The sequence below is a fragment of the Paracoccus sp. PAR01 genome (genome assembly GCF_014851995.1).
Lineage (GTDB): Bacteria > Pseudomonadota > Alphaproteobacteria > Rhodobacterales > Rhodobacteraceae > Paracoccus > Paracoccus litorisediminis.
On sequence record NZ_JACVAW010000010.1, the window covers coordinates 116,264 to 135,839 of the forward strand.

Consider the following 19,576-nt stretch of genomic DNA (forward strand, 5'->3'; position numbering starts at 1 on the left):
GGAAGAAGCACATGACCCGAACCCTGATCCGCAAGGCCGAGGTGGTCGTCACCATGGACGGAACCCGGCGCGAGATCGCGGGCGGAGACGTTCTGATCGATGGCGGGGTAATCCTCGCCATCGGCACGAACCTTCCCAGTGAGGGTGCCGAGGTGGTCGAGGCCAAGGGCTGCGTCGTCACCCCCGGCATGATCAACACCCATCACCACCTGTTCCAGACCCTGACCCGCGCCGTCCCCGCCGCGCAGGACGCGGCGCTTTTCGGCTGGCTGCGCACGCTTTATCCGATCTGGGCTCGGATGACGCCCCATGACATCCGCCTGTCCGCACAGATCGGGCTGGCGGAACTGGCGCTATCCGGCTGCACCTGTTCCTCGGATCACCTGTATCTGTTCCCGAACGGCGCGCGGCTCGATGACAGCATCGAGGCCGCCAGTGACATCGGCATCCGCTTCCACGCCACGCGCGGAGCGATGTCCATCGGCGAAAGCAAGGGCGGCCTGCCCCCGGATTCTCTGGTCGAGGCCGAGGCCTCGATCCTGAAGGATAGCGAGCGTCTGATCGCCGCCTTCCACGACCCGAACCCCGGCGCAATGGTGCAGGTGGGGCTTGCCCCCTGCTCGCCCTTCTCGGTCAGCCGCGAGCTGATGCGCGATGCGGCCATCCTTGCACGCGAAAAGGGCGTGCGCCTGCACACCCATCTGGCCGAGAATGATGAAGACATCGCCTATTCGCTGGCGAATTTCGGCATGTTGCCCGGCGATTACGCCGAAAGCCTCGGCTGGACGGGGGACGATGTCTGGCACGCCCATTGCGTGAAACTCTCGGACAAGGAAATCGACCTGTTCGCCCGCACTGGCACGGGTGTCGCCCATTGCCCTTGCTCGAATGCGCGGCTTGCCTCGGGCATCGCACCGATCCGGCAGATGCGGGATGCGGGCGTGCCGGTGGGGCTGGGTGTCGATGGCTCGGCCTCGAACGACTGCTCGCATCTGGGCCTTGAGGCCCGCCAAGCCATGCTGCTGGCGCGGCTGAAGAACGGCCCCGCCGCCATGGGCGCACGCGAGGCGCTGGAGATCGCCACCCTCGGCGGTGCCCGCGTCCTTGGCCGCAGCGATCTTGGCAGCCTCGAACCCGGCAAACGCGCCGATCTGGTCCTGTGGGACGTGACCGAGCTTGCCGCGGCGGGCGAATGGGACCCGGTCGCCGCACTGGTCTTCTGCGCGCCGATGCGGGCAAAATCCGTCTATGTCGAGGGCCGCGCGGTTGTGCGTGACCACCAACTTCTGACCGCCGACACTCGCAAATTGAACGATCAGGCCCGCGCGGCCACCATCCGCCTCGCCAATTGAAAGGACCCTTGATGACCGGCTTTCTGACCACCCATGTTCTCGACACCGCCAATGGCGCGCCCGCCCAAGGCATGCGGATCGAGCTTTACCGCCTCGACCCTGAACGCCGCCTGATCAAGGAAACCGTCACCAACCATGACGGCCGCACCGACGCCCAGATCCTGCCCGCAGCTGAATTCGAGACCGGAGAGTACGAGCTGGTCTTCCATGTCGGGGCATGGCTCGACTCCCAGGGCCACCAAGCCGCGAAACCCCGCTTCCTCGACCAGATCCCGCTGCGCTTCGGCATGTCCGAGCAGGACCATTACCACGTCCCGCTGCTGATCTCGCCCTACGGCTATTCAACCTATCGCGGCAGTTGATTTACCGGATTCCAGCCTAGCGGACCCAATAATGCGGCGGTAGCACCGAGAGGTCTATCGCCGCATTCTCAACACCACCTGATAGATTTTCCAACGAACGTGACAAATCACACTATTTGAACTTCGACATCCGTGTTGATGTAGCCTGCGTGGAGCATCCATGAGGCAAGGCAATGCAGAGCGCCGAAACCGACTACCGCGTCATCACACAAGAGTATGCTAAGGGCGCAATCAATGCCGCGATACTGATCAATGGTGGCGCAGCCGTTGCGGTTCTTTCGCAGATGGCGAACCTGCTTCCCATGATCTCAAGCTGTTCGCTCGCAATTGCCGTGCTCTTTTTCGCCTTCGGCGTTCTGTCTGGCCTATGTGCGTGGACAGTTGGTTTCCTCTCGACGCGATATGCGGACCGATCCTTGAGAAAGCAGGAACCTGATTTTGCACTCAGTGACCGATACTTGGTTCTCGGTTTAATTTGTATCGTCGGTTGCGGCGTATGCTTCCTGTTCGGTGTGATCGTTCTAGCAGTAGGGTTTATCCGCCCTTAGACGCTCTTTGTCCTGTCCGTATGAACTGGTTGTCCATTCACCAAGCAGACATTTGTGCGTCCGCCATGCCCAAAAGATTTTCAACGCAAACTTAAGACAGCCACGGCGCTCAAGCCGATTTCCGCGAAGCCCCCGGTTGCGCTAGGATTTCCCCAGCAAGACAGGAGCAATGCATGTCCGATTTCGCCGTGATCTGGGATTGGCTGGCCTTCGCGATCCGCTGGACGCATGTCGTCACGGCGATCGCCTGGATCGGTTCGTCCTTCTACTTCGTCGCCCTCGACCTGGGCCTTCAGAAAGCCCCCGGCCTGCCCAAGGGCGCGCATGGCGAGGAATGGCAGGTTCATGGCGGCGGTTTCTACCATATCCAGAAATACCTCGTCGCGCCCGAGCGGATGCCCGAGCATCTGACCTGGTTCAAATGGGAAAGCTACATGACCTGGATCTCGGGGGCGGCGCTTCTGATGGTCACCTATTGGGTCGGGTCCGAGCTGTTCCTGATCGACCCGGCCAAGATGGAGCTGGCCCCATGGCAGGCCATCCTGATCTCGGCCGCGTCGCTGTCGATCGGCTGGCTGATCTATGACTTCCTGTGCAAATCCAAGCTGGGCGAGACGCCGACCCTGCTGATGCTGCTGCTGTTTGCGATGCTGATCGCCATGGGCTGGGGCTACAACCAGATCTTCACCGGCCGCGCGACCATGCTGCATCTGGGCGCCTTCACCGCGACGATCATGACGGCGAACGTGTTCTTCATCATCATGCCGAACCAGCGCATCGTGGTGGCGGATCTGAAGGCCGGGCGTCCCGCCGATCCGAAATACGGCAAGATCGCCAAGCTGCGCTCGACCCATAACAACTACCTGACGCTGCCGGTCGTCTTCCTGATGCTGTCGAACCACTATCCGCTGGCCTTCGCCTCGGAATTGAACTGGGTCATTGCCGGGCTGATCTTTCTGATGGGCGTGACCATCCGGCATTTCTTCAACACCATGCATGCCCGCAAGGGGAAACTGTGGTGGTGCTGGGCGATCACCGCGATCCTGTTCATCATGGTGATGTGGATCTCGACCGCGCCGATGTTCCGCCAAACGCTGGAGGAATCCGAGGCCCGCATCCTGACCCCGACCCAGCAGGCCATGATCGACGCGCCGGGCTGGGACGAGGCCCAGAACGCCGTCATGGGCCGCTGCAGCATGTGCCACTCGCGCGAACCCAGCTATGAGGGTATCCATACCGCGCCCAAGGGGGTCCTGCTGGAAACCCCCGACGACATCACCCGCGCCGCACGCGAGATCTTTATCCAGGCGGGCGTGACCAATGCCATGCCCCCGGCCAATGTCAGCTTCATGGAGCCTGCCGAGCGGCAGGCGATCATGGACTGGTATCGCGGCCTGCCGAAGGCCCTCGCCGCGAACTGAGGCTTTTCCCGCGCCGCCATCCGGGCTAGTCCATGCCCCGAACAAACGGGGGCAGGATCATGGACAGCGGCAACGGTTGGGACGAAAGCGCCGAGGCATGGATCGCCGACATGGTCGAGACCGGAGATTTCTCGCGCCGCTACGTGCTGGACGCCCCGATGCTGGACCGCATCCGGGGCCGCGGCTTTCAGAATGCGCTGGATGTCGGCTGTGGCGAGGGGCGCTTCAGCCGGATGATGTCGGAACTGGGCGTCACCACCACCGGCATCGACCCGACGGCCCGCCTGATCGAGACCGCCCGCACCCGCCACCCGCAGGGCGACTATCTGGAAGCGCAGGCCGAGGCCCTGCCCTTTCCCGATGCCAGCTTTGATCTGGTCGTGAGCTACCTGACCCTGATCGATATCGACGACAGCGACACCGCCATCGCCGAGATGGCCCGTGTGCTGCGTCCGGGTGGCACGCTGCTGATCGCGAACCTGAACTCGTTCAGCACTGCCGGATCATGGCAGGGTGATGGCGACAGCGCGCGTGGCTATCTGATCGACAATTACCTTGAGCCGCGCGCTGAATGGGTCAGCTGGCGCGGTATCCTGATCCGCAACTGGCACCGCCCGCTTGGCGCCTATATGCAGCCGCTGCTGGCACAGGGGCTGCGGCTGGCGCATTTCGATGAGCCCGCGGCACAGGGCGGAGAGCCCGCGCGGATCACGCGCTACAACCGCGCGCCTTACCACCACATCATGGAATGGACGAAGCCCTAAGCGCCCAGATAGCGCCGGGACTCGCGGGCGATATAGTCGACGAACAGCCGCACCTTGGGGTCCTGCAGGCGACGATGCGGGGTCAGTACCCCGAATTGCGCCGGAGACGGCGGGCATTCCGGCAGGACCAGCACCAGCCGTCCCGCGTCCAGATGCTCGGCCACCTCGTAATGCGGCCGGTTGGCGATGCCGCAGCCGTCCAACGCCCAATCGGTCAGAACGTCACCGTCATCGGCGTCGAAATGACCATTGACCAGTAGTTTCTGCGGGCCGTCGGGCGTCTTCAGCACCCAGTAATATTCCGGGCTGCGCGGATAGCGCAGCAGCAGGCAATTATGCTTGACCAGATCGTCGGGCTTTTCCGGCACGCCATGCTTGGCGAGGTAATCCGGGGTTGCCACCAGCACCCGTTTGCATTCCGCGATCCGCCGCCATTTCAGCGCGGAATCCTGCGGCTCACCCAGGAAAAACGCCAGATCGATCCCGTCGGCGATGATATCGACATTGCGGTCGGACAGACGCAGCCTGATCTCGACGCCCGGATATTCCTCGCAGAATTTCGGCACGAGCGGCGAGATCAGTCGTCGCCCCAGCCCCAACGGCGCCGTCACCCGCAACGCGCCATGCGGCATCCCCGAAAAACCCGAAACAACTGCCTCGGCCTCATCCAAGGTCTCGATCACCCGGCGGGCGCTTTCATAGAAGGCGCGACCCACCTCGGTCGGGACCAGCTTGCGAGTCGTGCGGTTCAGAAGCCTCACGCCGAAGCGCGTCTCCAGATCCTTGATGCGATTTGAGGCAACTGCCGGGGACATGCGCAAATCACGCCCCCCCGCCGTAATCGAGCCCAGTTCGATGACGCGGACAAAAACCCGCAGACTTTCAAGGTATGGCAACGGACCGACCCGCTTCTTTCAATGAACGGCTGAAAGTCTTATGCTCATTCGGTGATTTCGCAAAGGTCAATTCGCATCTAGGGTTTCCTGACAGCGACCCGAGCGAGGACTTGATGGGCAGCGAGCTGCGCTTTCTTCTGAACGACACCGAGATCCGCCTGAGTGAGGCCGGATCACGCGACACTTTGCTGGATTTCCTGCGCCTGAATCGCCGGTTGACCGGCACCAAGGAAGGCTGCGCCGAGGGCGATTGCGGGGCCTGCACCGTGCTGGTTGGCCGGTTGCATCACGGGCATTTGCATTACGAGCCGATCAATGCCTGCATCCGCTTCCTCGCCTCGTGCCACGGCTGCCATATCGTCACCGTCGAACATCTGCGTGGCCCGCAAGGCAGTCTGCACCCGGTTCAGGCCGCGATGGTCGAGCATCACGGCAGCCAATGCGGTTTCTGCACGCCGGGCTTCGTCATGGCGCTTTACGGCTTGTGGATGGCGAACCCCCGCCCCGACATGGGCGCAATCGAAACCGCCCTGCAAGGCAATCTGTGCCGTTGCACCGGCTATGAGCCGATCGTGAAAGCCGCCTTCGCCGCCAGCGAGGCCGGGGGCCAGCACATGGACGCCCTGAGTGTGGAACGCGAGCGCATCACCGCCACCCTCGCCGCCATCCCGCAGGAACGGGTCGAGATCGCCCGCGGCGATGATCGCGCCATTCTGCCCAAGGACGCCGCCGATCTGGCGCAGGTTCTGGCGGAAAACCCCAAGGCCACCATCGTCGCCGGCGCGACCGATGTGGGTCTGTGGGTCACGAAATTCCTGAAAGACATCTCGCCTGCCGTCTTTATCGGGCATCTGGCCGACCTGAAACGCATCGAGATCACGCCGGGCCAGATCACCATCGGCGCGGGCGTCACCTATACCGAGTTCGAGCCCTTCGTCTTGGCCCATTTCCCCGAGGCGCTGGATTACTGGCGGCGCATCGGCGGCTGGCAGGTGCGCAATGCCGGGACCATCGGCGGAAACGTGGCGAACGGCTCGCCCATCGGAGAAACGCCGCCCCTGTTGATCGCCTTGGGCGCCACGATGACGCTGCGCAACGCGACGGGCACCCGTGACGTGGCCGTCGAGGATTACTTCGTGGCTTACGGCAAACAGGACCGCCTTCCCGGCGAGTTCGTGGAATCGATCCATGTGCCGCTGAAGGGCGATGCCCTGATCGCCGCCTATAAGGTCAGCAAACGCCTTCACGCCGACATCACTGCATCCGCTGCAGCCTTCCGCGTGGAAACCGATGGTGCCACGATCATCGACGCCCGCGTGGCCTTTGGCGGTATGGCCGCCACCCCGAAACGTGCCGCCCATGCCGAGGCCGCGCTGAAGGGCCAGCCCTTCTCTGCCGAAACCTTCGAGGCAGCGGCAAAGGCCGTCGCCAATGACTTCCAACCGCTCAGCGACTGGCGCGCCAGCGCCGAATATCGCCAGCAACTTGCCGCCAATTTCTTCCGCCGCTTCTGGCTGGAGCAATCGGGCGCGGAACACCGTCTGAGGAGGGTCGAATGAAACAGGACGTGCAAGTCAAGGGCGCGGCCCATAGCTCGATCATCCACGATTCCGCCGTCAAGCACGTCACCGGGCGCGCGGACTATACCGATGACATCGCGGAACCCGTCGGCACGCTGCACGCCTATCTGGGGCTGTCGACTGTGGCCCATGGCCGTATCACGGAAATGGACCTCACGGCGGTGCGCACGGCACCCGGCGTGCATCTGGTGCTGACCGCGGATGACATTCCCGGCGTCAATGACATCAGCCCGAACGGGCTGCATGACGATCCGGTCTTTGCCTACCCCGAGGTCCAATTCCACGGCCAGCCGATCTTTGCGGTCATCGCAGAAACCCGCGACCAAGCCCGCCGCGCCTGCCAACTGGCCCGCGTCACCTATGAACAGCTGCCCTTCGCGCTGGACGCGATCAGCGCCCGCGATGCCGGCATGGGCTATGTGACAAAGCCCCTGAAACTCGCGCGTGGCGATATGGCCGAGATGGCCCGCGCGCCCCGCCGCCTGTCGGGTCGGCTGACCGTCGGCGGACAGGAACATTTCTACCTCGAAAGCCAGATCGCCTTCGCTATCCCCGGCGAGGATGAGGATGTGATCATCCACACCTCGACCCAGCACCCCTCCGAGGTCCAGCACATGGTCGCCCATGTCCTTGGCACGGCGGCGCACTCCGTGGTGGTGAACGTCCGCCGCATGGGCGGGGGCTTCGGCGGCAAGGAAACGCAGATGAACCTCTTCTCGGTCATTGCCGCCTTGGCCGCGAAAAAGCTGCACCGCGCCGTCAAGCTGCGCCCCGACCGTGACGACGATTTCCAGATCACCGGCAAGCGCCACGACTTCGTTATCGATTACGAAGTCGGCTATGACGACACCGGCAAGATCCACGCGGTCGATGGGGACTTCTACGCCCGTTGCGGCTTCTCGGCGGATCTGTCTGGCCCGGTGACGGACCGCGCGCTGTTCCATGCCGACAATGCCTATTACTACCCGGCGGTGGAGCTTCGCAGCCACCCGATCAAGACCAATACCTGCTCGAACACCGCCTTCCGCGGCTTTGGCGGCCCGCAAGGCGTGATCATGGCCGAGCGCGTGGTCGAGGATATCGCCTATGCCCTTGGTCGCGATCCCTTGGAAATCCGCAAGCTGAACCTTTACGAAAACGGCCAGCTGACCCCCTATCACCAGGAGGTCGAGGACCAAATTCTGCCACGCATCTTCGAGGAACTCGAAGCCAGCAGCGACTACCACGCCCGCCGTCAGGCCGTGCTGGACTGGAACGCGCGCGGCGGCACCATCCGCAAGGGCATTGCGCTGACCCCGGTCAAGTTCGGCATCAGCTTCACCGCGACATGGTTCAACCAGGCGGGCGCGCTGATCCACCTGTATTCCGACGGCTCGATCCATCTGAACCATGGCGGAACCGAGATGGGTCAGGGTCTGAACACCAAAGTCGCCCAAGTCGTGGCAGAGGCGCTTGGTGTCGATATCGCCCGCATCAAGATCACCAAGACCACGACCGAGAAGGTCCCGAACACCTCTGCCACGGCGGCAAGCTCGGGCTCGGATCTGAACGGCATGGCGGCGCTGGATGCCTGCAACCAGTTGATCGCCCGCCTGACGGCTTTTGCGGCTGAGGCCAAGGGTGTGCCCCCGGAACTGGTGACAATCGGGGAGACCACCCGCATTGGCGATCAGGAATTCCCCTTCGAGGAATTCATTAAAACCGCCTATATGGCGCGGATCCAGCTTTCGGCGGCGGGCTTCTACAAGACGCCCAAAATCCACTGGAACCGCGATACCGGCCAAGGCCGCCCCTTCTATTATTTCGCCTATGGTGCCGCCTGCGCCGAGGTCGCGGTGGACACGCTGACCGGCGAATATGTGATAGAGCGTGCCGATGTGCTGCATGACGTGGGCCGCAGCCTGAACCCCGCGCTGGACAAGGGGCAGGTTGAGGGTGCCTTCGTTCAGGGCACCGGCTGGCTGACCAGCGAGGAACTGTGGTGGGACGCCAAAGGGCAGCTCAAGACCCACGCGCCCTCGACCTACAAGATCCCACTGGCCTCCGATCGGCCCAAAGTCTTCAACGTCGCCTTGGCGGATTGGTCGGTGAACCGCGAAAACACCATCAAGCGGTCGAAGGCCGTGGGCGAGCCGCCCTTCATGCTGGGCATCTCGGTCTTTCAGGCGCTGAACATGGCGGTGGCGAGCTTCAACGACTACGCTGAGAACCCCCGCATCGACGCCCCCGCCACGCCCGAGCGTGTGCTGATGGCGATCGAGAGGCTCAGATGATCCGCGTCACCATCACCCGCACGCGCGGCTCAAGCCCGCGCGAGGCCGGCGCCACGATGATCGTGACGACCGACAAGATCAGCGGCACGATTGGCGGCGGGCAGCTGGAATACATGGCCATCGACCGCGCGCGGCAGATGCTGGTGCGCGGCGAGGATGCGGCCACGATGGACATCCCCCTTGGTCCCGAGATCGGCCAATGCTGCGGCGGAAGGGTCGAGCTTGCGCTGACCCGCATCAGCGAGATGCCCGCCCCGCCGGAATATCCTCAGGTCCTGATCTTTGGCGCGGGCCATGTGGGCCGGGCACTTGCCCGGGCGCTGGCCTTGCTGCCGCTGCGCCCGATCCTGATCGACCAGCGCGCCGAGGAACTCAGCCTTGCGCGCGGCGAAACCGTCCTGACCCCCCTGCCGGAAGCCGAGATCCGCTCGGCGCCCAGCGGCACCTCCTATGTCATCGTGACCCATGATCACGCGCTGGATTTCCTGCTGACCTCCGAGGCCCTGCGCCGCATGGATGCCCCCTATATCGGCATGATCGGCAGCCAGACGAAACTGGCGCAGTTCCGCCGCTTTGCCCGCGCACAAAACCTCGACACCGACCGTCTGACCTGCCCCATTGGCGCAGGCCAGTCGCGCGACAAACGCCCCGAGATCATCGCCGCGCTCACCGCCGCCGAGATCATCACCCGCCTCACCCAAACCGTTTCACCGTTTCAGAAATACCCATGCGACAGCTGATCCGAGGGCGCACGCTCTCTTTCCACGCCGACCCCGTCGAAACCGAAGATAGCTTCACCTATCTCGAGGATGGCGCGCTCCTGATCGAGAATGGCAAGATCGCCGTCATCGGCGATTACGCTTCATTGCGGCAAGATGGCCTGCCCGAGATCGACCACCGCCCGAACCTGATCCTGCCCGGTTTCATCGATCCGCATCTGCATTTCCCGCAGGTGCAGGTGATCGCCAGCTGGGGCGCACAGCTTCTGGACTGGCTGAACACCTATACCTTCCCCAGCGAAGCCGAGTTCCGCGACGCAGACCACGCGACGCGCATGGCCGATGCCTTTCTGAAGCTGCTCTTGTCACATGGCACGACCTCGGCCGTGGCCTTCTGCTCGAGCCATGCCCGATCGGCCGAGGCGCTGTTCTCGGCGGCCGAGTCCCGCAACATGGCCATGATCGCCGGCAAGGTGATGATGGACCGCAATGCCCCCGAGGGCGTGCTGGACACCCCGCAATCCAGCTATGACGACAGCAAGGCGCTGATCCAGAAATGGCATGGTCGAGGCCGCCAGCGCTACGCGATCAGCCCGCGCTTCGCCATCACCTCGACGCCGCAGCAGATGGAGGCCGCAGGAGCCTTGGTCCGCGAACACCCCGATTGCCACATCCAGACCCATCTGAGCGAGAACCTCGCCGAGATCGAATATACCTTAAGCCTTTATCCCAAGGCCCGGGATTATCTTGATATCTACGAGACATATGGTCTGCTTGGTCCGAAAATTCTGCTCGGCCATTGCATCCACCTGCGCGAACGCGAAATCGCCCGCATGGCCGAGACCGGCAGCCGTGCGATCTTCTGCCCCACCTCGAACTTGTTCCTCGGCTCGGGTCTATTCGACGAGGCTGGCCTGCGCGCAGCAGGCGTGCCCACGGGTATCGCCACCGATATCGGCGGTGGCACCAGCTATTCGATGCTGCAAACGTTGAACGAGGGCTACAAGATCCTGCAACTGCGCGGCCAGAAACTGCACCCCTATGCCGCCTTCCACTGGGCCACCCGCGGCAATGCGTTGGCATTGGGGATGGAGGACCGCATCGGCACCCTCGCCCCCGGCACGGATGCGGATTTCGTGGTGTTGGATAGCCATGCGACCCCCGCCATGGCGCTTCGCATGGAAAAGGCCCAGACGCTGGCTGAGGAGCTTTTCATCCTGCAAATCATGGGCGACGACCGCGCTGTCGCCCAGACCTATGTGGCTGGAAAACCGATGCTCTAGTCGGCAACAGGAGCCAAAAAGAGTCAAAGAAAGCAGATGAGTGTGCAAAGGAAAGCAGAAGCGTGTGCAAAGCCTGTCAACCTCTGATCGTCCTACGAGACGGCTTACCTTGCGGAGATCAGGACTGATACGTCGCTGCGACGGTAAGTCCGCCTGCAGCCGGCCACGGGCGTAATGGCGTTTTCATCAAGGAAAGCATCGAGCTGTTCCCAACTGAGGCCAGCGGCAAGGGCGAGCTTGCGGTAGCTAATGAAGTCGCGATGAAAGGCTGCACGCCGATGGTTTCTGGAGGGGCGGCCCGGGCTGCGACAGGTGGGTTAGGTGTCGGATGCACGTAAAGTGCTCGATCCTGCGCGTATGCTCGATCCGGGCATCCGGCTTGGCATGCCGTCAAAAATCGAACCCGAACGCAGGGTCGACGCGTAAGTCAGGCCACCTGCCCGTCATAAGGGCGGTACTTGTGGATGAACCGTTTGGCAAAGCCGATTCCGAAGATGGCTGACGTTCCTGCGTCCCGGTCGCAACACTACGCAATGTTGTGACGCATATCTTCCATATCGAATTGTCTCGCCTTTTTCCGAAGACTAACGACGCGCGACCCGTCAGGAGAGCGCCATGTCCCGCCATACCGTTAGTGCCCGCACCTATGTCACGCTGAACGGCCCCAGTCTGGCCAATGCCGGATGGGGGTTGGAGTTTCACACGAGCGGAGCCGGAGCTGGCAGCATGAGGGTCATGGATGTCTATTCGCAAGGCTCAGGCAGCAGTTGGACCTTGCTCGGCGGGATCAGCTTCTATCCCGATTATTCCGGCGTCGCGACGCTGGGTGGCGGCGAGCTGATCGGACGCAGCTATGCTCTGGCGACGATCCCGCGCGGCACCTCGCTGTCGCAGCTGGCGGTCAGTGATCGTATCACCTTGGGACAAGGAAACTTCCTGATCGAGGGCAGTGCCCGTGGCGATTTCTGGGACGGAGCGCGCGGCAGCAATGACGAAATCTTTGGTCTCGGCGGCAACGACACGTTGCTTGGTGGCCGGGGCGACGATTCACTCAGCGGCGGCAGCGGCAATGACAGCCTCGTTGGCGGCGTCGGTGCCGACCTGCTGATCGGTGATATCGGCCGCGACACCCTTGTCGGCGGTGCAGGCAATGATCGCTACGTCGTTGATCGGCAGGATGCGGTGATCGAGGCAGCTGGCCAGGGACGCGACCATGTCCATGCCGATTTCGACTATGCTCTTGCAGCCAATGTCGAGGATATGACCCTTATCGGCAACTTCGGTTACAGCGGTTCCGGCAACGGCCTTGCCAACGGCATTTACGGCAATTCCGGTACGAACCTGCTGCGCGGTAATGATGGCAATGACAGCCTTTACGGAGGTGCAGGCAACGATACGCTGATTGGCGGCAATGGAAACGACCTGTTGCATGGCGATGCGGGCAATGACCTGCTGCGTGGCAGCGACGGGATCGACACCGCCGCCTACGCTGGCAATGTTTCGGTGCGGGTCGATCTGTCGAACAAGGACTGGCAGGACACCGGACAGGGAACCGACATGCTGGCGGGGGGCGAGAATCTGGTCTCGGGCGCGGGCCGCGACACCCTCATTGGCGACGACGGTGCCAATATTCTGGACGGCGGTTCGGGCAATGACTCTCTGACCGGCGGATCTGGAGATGATAGGCTGATCGGCGGGCAAGGTGCCGACACGATGGTCGGCGGTGCGGACAATGACATCTATTGGATCGATCATACCGGCGATCTGGTGGTGGAGCAGGCCGGGAGCGGCATAGACCGTATCAACGCCAGCATCAGCATCGACCTGCCTCGGGCCGGGAGCGTATATGCCAATGTCGAGAACGTCGTCCTGACCGGGGGCGCCGCGATCTCTGTCCAGGGGTCAGCCTCCAACAATGCGCTGATCGGAAATGCGGCGACGAATGTCATTTCGGGGCGCGCGGGCAACGACAACCTGACTGGAGGCGCCGGGGCGGATAGTTTCGTGTTCGGTCAGGGCTTCGATCAGGATCGGATCCTGGATTTCCAGGATGAGGTCGATCAAATCCGCCTGCAGGGTTTTGCCGATGTGACGAACATGACCCAGGCTCGCGCGCATGCGTCGCAGGTTGGTGCAAATGTGTTGTTCGATTTTGGCGATGGCGACTTACTCACCATCCACAACACCCGGATCAGTGCCGTGTTGGACGACCTGATCTTCGCTTGAACTGCCCGACGCATCGGCCCGCTGTGGTGATCAAGCCCACTTCAGGTCCACGCAGGCCTGAGGCGGATCAGCAAAGTTTGGTAGACTGATCTGCGCTACTCAGGGGAACCTCACCCTTTGCCTAGGTGCGGCTCCCCTGAAACCGTTGCGGTGATACGGATGTCTAGTCCCTTAAAGCGGATCCATGGACAGGACCCGTCCGGAGTTGGTCACTGTGCAGGTCGACCTGTACTGCGGGCCTGTATCCATCATCAGAACCCAATTGGATCCCGAATGCTGAACGCTGCCCGCCAGCGATGTTCCGGGTCGAGCGTTTTGAAACTGATCAGCAGCACGCATGCACGCTTTCAAAGCCACCTGCGGGATCTGTCCCGGGGGTGTATATGACGCAGATCGTTGCGGTTCGCCCTGGCCGCAGCGGGTCGCGGGCATATTGTCGATCGACTTGTAGCGCCCTTGGCTTACATGCACCTTGACGCAACTTCCTGTGGCCTCGTTCCACCACGTGTTATTACCACCGACATCCACGTAACCGCGTGCCTGCATCTGGGTCTCAGCCCCGGCGCCACGTGCGCCGATCAGGTCAGAAATGTCGGATGGGGGATTTGCAAAGCCGGGTGAAGCCAAGCCAACCAGCGTTGTTATCAGAATAGCCGTGCATTTACGCATTTTACGCTCCAAAAGCTGCGCGCAGGACAAATGGCCTCCCTTCGATGCATTTGGGGTATGTTACGGGGAGTGGCTAGGGGGTGATCCATTTTGTCGCACTTGACGTCCGGACCGCCGGTGAGGGGGCGTTTTCCTCCGGTCGTCTGCATCAGTTCCCCGTCGAGTTCGGCTCGTTCCTTCCGGTGTACCATCACCTGATCCCAGGAACAGGTCCGGATCATCACTGTCGCCGACTGCGGTCCCGATCCTACGAACCTCGCCGATATCGGCACCGCTATAAGGACTATAAGCGAGTGGTCAGGTTCCGAACTCGTCGTGTAGATCGGTATTGAACAGCAGTACCGTTGCCCCATCACTCAGCCAGCCGATCCGATGCAGACAGACTTACGGATATCCACCGTCCCTGAGGCCGCCGTGCAATGAAAGCAGCGCAACGGGATGATTTGATTGCTGTCATGAGGCCATGCTGATTCCGGAGCCATAACCTGATGCATGCGACGTTAAGAAAGCCGAGGAAGCGTTCTGCGGTTTTGTCGTAGCGTGTGGCAGCCGATGGCTGTTCTTCAGCTTGCTGAAGCAGCGCTCGACCATATTGCGCAGGGTGTAACTGGTCATATCGACGACCTTTCGAACCTTGCGGTTTTTCGCATAGTAGCTGTCTGGGTACCACATGCGATGGAACGACTGGAAAGCCGCGGATCAGCCTTGCAGTCGCCATGCTAATCTGAGCCGCCTCTGCGGACAGAGTGAACGTATCATGCACGGATTGATCCTGACGCCAGGACACCACGCGCCAGATGCGATGCTGGCAAGGCGACGGGGTGCCTTTGTCGAGGCCACGGCCTTCGACGCAGTTGGCGAAACTCTGGCGACAGGGCGCGATGCTATCCGAACCTTCTTGCGTAGCGACATTTTTGAAAACGCATGAGCAACAAGAAGCTTGCGGTTACGATCTGGATGGCTGGAGCGCCCTCGCGGCGCGGACTGGATCATCGATACTGATGGCGAAGAGCGTGTAGGCGCAGAACAAGGCTATGTCAGCGCCACTGTCTTGCAGCCAGAGAACGTTCGCACGGGCGAGATCGGAGCCACACATTGGATCGGCGGGGCACAGGCCGCCCTTGCGCCTTATGGCCAAGGTTTGTGGTTGGGGGAAACGTCAGCGCTGCTGAACGCCGCCGCAAGGCGGTCTGCGCCCTGCTTACCTGCACGGATGATCAAGACAGATGGCGTGGGTCTTGCCCCCAAGTAAGCAGGCGCGCTGATCACCCCAGAGGTCTCGCATTTCGCCCTCATCCTTCTCCTACGCGCCCCTTGGAACAGGACCCAGCGCCTCGGGCGGCACGAGAGCTTTAAATCCAAGAGTGACCGCAGGTTCTGCCACTTCTTTTTTCTCGGTGTCAAAAGGCCCCGACGTCCTGACCTGCATGCCCATAGCCCTACGAACACGGCAAGTTTTCTTAATGCTGACATCCCGCCCTCCCGGCCGAGAACAACATGAACCGCACACGTGTTTCGCAGGTCTCCCTGATCCGCACTTTCAGCGCAGTCGGATCGGTGCGGCGGAACTTGTCGTAGCAACTTGAACAGTCAAACCGCAAGGTTCCACACGCCCTACGGGTCGAGACTGCCCAGTCAGCGCACATCCCGCGAACCAGTTCACTCGCTCCCTCCGGCTTCGAAGCTTTCGCCGAACAACGTCCTGCACAATCTCGCGAGGAGTGAGAGCCGCAACGATTTTCCTTAGCCGCGCATTCTCGTCCTCGAGCAGCTTCAGTCAGCACATCTGGTCAGGCAACAAGCCGCCATATTTTGTCAGTTGAAGTAGGCCGCCTAGATGATCCCTGCTTGGCGGCATATCCATCCCCGCCCTGTTTCAGGATGAACGCCTACTGGGCGTCCAAAAATTTCGCTACTTCGTAGTCCCCACTTTTTCCGGCCGAGGGCAGGCCACGCGGAAAACTCCGGGTTCAAACGATCCAGCTTTCAAAAGGCGGGCCATGATGCCCTATCTGATCCGCACTGCGCCGCTGCCAACGATAGCCGCTCCGGCGACCGCGCCGACCGGGCCCGCGACAGCCGCTCCAGCAACTGCGCCAGTGGTGGTGAGCAGCGGTGTTTGGCCCGCAGGCACCTACCGTGTGCGTCAGGGCACAAACGAAGATGACTGGCAGTTTTAGCTTAGCTACATTTTCCGTTCCCTTCGGAAGCCCTGTGGTTTCGAGCATTCCGGGCGACCGGTATAGATGCTCATCACCCGGCCAAGGCACTCCCCAGTATTCGCAGCCAGACAAACTTGATGCGTCTGCTAACAGCCCCAGCAGGCACCGGGCTTCAGTCCTTCTCGGTACCCATGATGGTGGCTCCGACAGAGCCGGCCCGAGGTGATCTGCTCCTCAATACGCTTCGCCATGCTGGATGATCTTCCGCCAATGGCGCGTGATAACAGCTGCGATTAACGCCTGCTTCGTCTGTGTTACCGTTACCGTTACCGTTACCGTCACACCCTTCGAGGTCAGGGTGTTACTGGGTGATCTCCTGGCAGGGCATCCAACCGTTAAAAAAGTTTTTACTATTATTTTTCAATATACTAAACGTGATCATCATACCGCACACATTGTGGCTTTGTGAACATAGAACATGACGCAAATCGCCTGTGACTCGCTTGGTTGAAAAAACACAAAGCCTTCGGTAGCCCTTCCCGGTTGTGGAGAAGAGATCGTCGCGAGCTTTCGCGCTAGCCCCGCGTGCACGTGGATGGCGCATCCGACATGACGTTACGTATTGTTATCAGAGCAAGTTCGTTAGCAACATCAAAGTAACGCGATGCGTTCCTTTCAGTCGCACGGACCGAACCAAGGACGACCCGCTTCCGCTCAGAACAATATATTATTCTATAATAATTTTATTGGCGACATCTCGCACTTCGTCATCGGCGCAACGTCTTGAACTCAGGATAGCGAGCAATCGTCGCGAAAAGCTGCCAGATGGCAACTTCGGGTCTCGCCTAGGGCTTCATGTTATTGACATAACGCGACCGACTGGGGCGCATGAGCAACAGTTTTGACGGCCTGAGACATCTGTCACGACAGCTTCTGGGTGGGAATGTCCGTTTCAAATTACATCAGAGCTCACGAAAAGGAAGGTAGCCCGTGACCTCGGTCACAGTAGTCATTGTCATCATTACGGATCGTTTATCGAAACAGACTAATCGGTTATCGGACATAGCCTGTTTGCGCTTTTCGACGGAAGGCTTCTGAAACTGGCGTTGCGGGCGCAGCAAAAGCGACGACAGGGCCGCAGGTTTGCCCGCCCTACGACGAATATGGGCGCAAGCATCCAAAACCTGCCCAATAATATAACCGTCACAAAGCCATCGGCAATTTGCCGCCGACGACGGGGTTTGCTACGCTTTACCTACAGGGAGGTCGCAAAACCGACATGTCGGCGATGCGGCTAAAAATTCAAACAATGTGCCGAACTCGGCCCATGAGCGACCTTGCGTTGCTGTGGGATAGTGTGGCCGTTTCTCGGCACCCAAAAGGCCAAGCGGGTGAAACGTCTTAGTAGGTTCTGGGGTTTATTGTTCGCATACTGGGTGTCCGAGCGCTGGCGCGAGGCATGGCTGCTCACGGTGATCATCTTTGCCGTGACCACATTGCTCAGCAAGGCCAGCGTCTGGGTCGCCCTCGCAAGTGCCGATTTCCTGGCATCTCTGGCGAGTTTTCATACTGCGGATGCGGGGGTAGAACCTGCCCATGCGATCCTTTTGGCGGCCGCGGCCTATCTTGCAATCTTTCTTGGACGAACCGCAGGGGTCGCTGCCCGGCATCTGACCTCGACCACGCTGCATCGTCGTGCGCGGGGATGGCTGGTCGGGCAATTCAACGATGCGATCCTGGCCGACGGGCGTATCGCCCTTGATCTGCTGAGCGACCGCTCTCAGACGGGTGACATGCCGCGGATGCCCGATGCGTTGGACCAGCGCATCGACGAATGCTCGGCCAATCTTTACGGCGGGCTTATCGGGCTGGCGATGGGGCTGTGGGGTGCGGTTGCGGCGATCTGGTTCGTGTCGACGGCCTTGCTTGAACGCAGCCAAAGCGTTCCCTTTCTGGATCGCTGGGGGGCGCAGGCGAATGCTGCGCTGGTGGATTGGTTTGGCCCCGTCGCCGCGCATGTGGATCTGGTGCCGGGCGAATATGGCTCGGCCCTGCTGTGCCTGCTGCTGGTCGCGGTCTATGTCCCCGCCATAACCTTCCTGGCATGGAAGCTGGGGCATGTTCTTGAAAGGCTGAGCATCCGGCGGCAGCGGCAGAACGGGGCATGGCGGGGCGAATGGGGCATCACGCTGAACCGGGTCGATCAGCTGGCCGCAGGCCGGGGTGAGCGTGCCCAAAGCGGGATCAACAACCAGCTTTATGCCGATCTGGACCGGACCTGGGGCAAGCAGAACTGGCTGGAAGCAGGGATGCTGCTTTTCAACGATCTTTACGGCTTTCTCTCGTCCCGGTTGCTGTCCTATCTGCCGGCGCTGCCGTCCTTCATGGCGGGCAATCTGAGCTTTCGCAATTTCGTCGCCAGCAGCGAATTGACGGCCGGGCTGATTGGAGAGCTGTCATGGTTCATCAACGTGATGCCTGCGATCGCCACGCTCAAGGCCAATGCAACCCGCCTGACCGAGCTTGCCGCCGCGATCGAGCGGGTGCGCGATCGGCAGGAATTCTATTCGGAAACCGGCGTCAGCCGCATGAACCACATCCGCAGTCACAAGGGGCCGGTGCTGGCCTTGCAGGATCTGCATCTGCACCATCGCGGCCATGACACCCTGCCCTTTCTAAGGGTGCCGAAGCTGCGCATGTATCCCGGCGACCGGATATTCCTGACCGGCCGGAATGGTTGCGGCAAAAGCAGCCTGCTCAAGGCCGTGGCGGGGATCTGGCCCTATGGCACGGGTCAGGTCGCGATGCATCGGGGCGCGCGCCTGTTTCTGGCGGGTCAGGAACCGGACGTCCCGGACCGGATGTCGCTGAAGGCGCTGGTAACCTATCCCGAGGGGCCCGATCAGCAATCCGACATCGCCGTGGCGGCCACGCTGTCGCGCGTCGGTCTGGGCGATTTCATCCACTGTCTGGATGAGGCGCTGCATCAGGGCAGGAACTGGCGAAACGTCCTGTCGGGCGGACAAAAGCAGCGTCTGGTGCTGGCCCGCATCCTGCTGGCCCGACCCGATATTCTGGTGCTGGACGAGGCGACCGCCGCGCTGGATGTCGAGGGCGTCGTGGATTTTCATCTGACGCTGGCCCAGCACCTGCCCGATACGGCAATCCTCGCGGTGCTGCATGGCGATATTCCGCCCTATGCCCCCGATGGCACGCCCTTCTATTCTGCCATGCTGGAGATCCGCGATGGTGTCGGAACCCTGCATCCTGCCATGACCTGTGCCTATGATGCCGCCCGCCATGCGGCCGAGTAAACACGCC

12 protein-coding genes and 1 pseudogene are annotated in these 19,576 nt (G+C 61.5%); 11 read left to right on the forward strand and 2 right to left on the reverse strand.

All coding sequences use genetic code 11. From position 1 onward, the window contains the following. The first annotated feature begins 11 nt into the window (after nucleotides 1–11). From IB235_RS15910 to IB235_RS15930, 5 genes are all read left to right on the forward strand, one after another. Complete coding sequence (locus tag IB235_RS15910) at nucleotides 12–1,352, forward strand: 8-oxoguanine deaminase (RefSeq protein ID WP_192337499.1); 1,341 nt, start codon at nucleotides 12–14, stop codon at nucleotides 1,350–1,352. Between the two features lie 11 nt (nucleotides 1,353–1,363). Next, a complete protein-coding gene (gene uraH / locus IB235_RS15915; protein ID WP_192337500.1) occupies nucleotides 1,364–1,714 on the forward strand; it encodes a hydroxyisourate hydrolase in 351 nt (116 codons plus the stop codon). A gap of 173 nt (nucleotides 1,715–1,887) precedes the next feature. Beyond that, complete coding sequence (locus IB235_RS15920) at nucleotides 1,888–2,262, forward strand: hypothetical protein (protein ID WP_192337501.1); 375 nt, start codon at nucleotides 1,888–1,890, stop codon at nucleotides 2,260–2,262. A 173-nt stretch (nucleotides 2,263–2,435) separates the two neighbouring features. Then, nucleotides 2,436–3,683: a urate hydroxylase PuuD gene (locus IB235_RS15925; RefSeq protein WP_192337502.1), complete on the forward strand. Its 1,248-nt coding sequence runs from the start codon at nucleotides 2,436–2,438 to the stop codon at nucleotides 3,681–3,683. A 59-nt stretch (nucleotides 3,684–3,742) separates the two neighbouring features. Beyond that, complete coding sequence (locus IB235_RS15930) at nucleotides 3,743–4,447, forward strand: class I SAM-dependent methyltransferase (RefSeq protein WP_192337503.1); 705 nt, start codon at nucleotides 3,743–3,745, stop codon at nucleotides 4,445–4,447. On the opposite strand, the gene IB235_RS15935 is transcribed toward IB235_RS15930, so the two are convergent. Next, nucleotides 4,444–5,343 carry a LysR family transcriptional regulator gene (locus IB235_RS15935; protein WP_155040851.1) on the reverse strand — a complete coding sequence of 300 codons (900 nt, stop codon included), beginning with the start codon at nucleotides 5,341–5,343 and terminating at the stop codon, nucleotides 4,444–4,446. The two genes, IB235_RS15930 and IB235_RS15935, sit on opposite strands and share 4 nt — an antisense overlap. Nucleotides 5,344–5,456: 113 nt before the next feature. On the opposite strand from IB235_RS15935, the gene xdhA reads away from it, so the two are divergent. From xdhA to IB235_RS15960, 5 genes are all read left to right on the forward strand, one after another. Beyond that, the gene (gene xdhA, locus IB235_RS15940) at nucleotides 5,457–6,902 is read left to right on the forward strand and encodes a xanthine dehydrogenase small subunit (protein ID WP_192337504.1); all 1,446 of its coding nucleotides are present in this window, start codon (nucleotides 5,457–5,459) and stop codon (nucleotides 6,900–6,902) included. Beyond that, nucleotides 6,899–9,196, forward strand: a complete 2,298-nt coding sequence (xdhB, locus tag IB235_RS15945; protein ID WP_192337505.1) for a xanthine dehydrogenase molybdopterin binding subunit — start codon at nucleotides 6,899–6,901, stop codon at nucleotides 9,194–9,196. The genes xdhA and xdhB overlap by 4 nt, the downstream gene beginning before the upstream one ends. Next, complete coding sequence (gene xdhC / locus IB235_RS15950; protein ID WP_192337506.1) at nucleotides 9,193–9,936, forward strand: xanthine dehydrogenase accessory protein XdhC; 744 nt, start codon at nucleotides 9,193–9,195, stop codon at nucleotides 9,934–9,936. Before xdhB ends, xdhC begins: the two co-directional genes overlap by 4 nt. Further along, nucleotides 9,924–11,198, forward strand: a complete 1,275-nt coding sequence (gene guaD, locus IB235_RS15955) for a guanine deaminase (protein ID WP_192337507.1) — start codon at nucleotides 9,924–9,926, stop codon at nucleotides 11,196–11,198. The genes xdhC and guaD overlap by 13 nt, the downstream gene beginning before the upstream one ends. Nucleotides 11,199–11,813: 615 nt before the next feature. Continuing rightward, complete coding sequence (locus tag IB235_RS15960; RefSeq protein ID WP_192337508.1) at nucleotides 11,814–13,424, forward strand: calcium-binding protein; 1,611 nt, start codon at nucleotides 11,814–11,816, stop codon at nucleotides 13,422–13,424. A 1,138-nt stretch (nucleotides 13,425–14,562) separates the two neighbouring features. Here the strand turns inward: IB235_RS15960 and IB235_RS15965 are convergent. Next, a pseudogene (locus IB235_RS15965) lies at nucleotides 14,563–14,738 on the reverse strand (transposase); the annotation flags it as partial. Between the two features lie 2,938 nt (nucleotides 14,739–17,676). Here IB235_RS15965 and IB235_RS15970 point away from each other — a divergent pair. After that, on the forward strand, nucleotides 17,677–19,569 hold the full coding sequence (locus IB235_RS15970) for an ATP-binding cassette domain-containing protein (RefSeq protein WP_192337509.1): 1,893 nt from the start codon (nucleotides 17,677–17,679) through the stop codon (nucleotides 19,567–19,569). Nucleotides 19,570–19,576 lie beyond the last annotated feature (7 nt).